This window comes from Tamlana crocina (genome assembly GCF_012037625.1).
The window spans coordinates 1-353 of sequence record NZ_JAAVJS010000529.1; the positions used below are offsets into that span (position 1 = coordinate 1).

The 353-nt window shown below is 43.3% G+C and carries 1 pseudogene; it reads left to right on the plus strand.

The features are described from left to right. Nucleotides 1–353: pseudogene (locus HC176_RS17905) on the plus strand (hypothetical protein); the annotation flags it as partial.

A 353-nucleotide genomic window follows, 5' to 3' on the forward strand; every position in this document is an offset into this window, starting at 1 on the left:
TTTGCAGCGCATTATTGGAGTATATAGTGTGGTAGTGGAAACAGCAGGGAGTCAGGATAAGGAAGTGGAGATCAGGGCCCTTTCCGGAGAGAAGGCAAATGCTTTGGCTGATAAACTTATGGCTCATGCCGAAGAAGAAAGAGCTGAAGCTGCTGCAGAAAATTATTTAGATGATTCTGAAGTAATGGGCCCGGACTCAACTAAAGCTTTACCGCAATGGGAACATAAAGTGAGTCTTTGGACCCTGGTAAAATTAGGTCTTACTTCAAATTATCTTAGAGGAGTCGGGATCATTGTAGCTTTTTATTTCACGCTGAGGGAGCAGTTCATGTTCAATGAAGATCTTGCTGCAC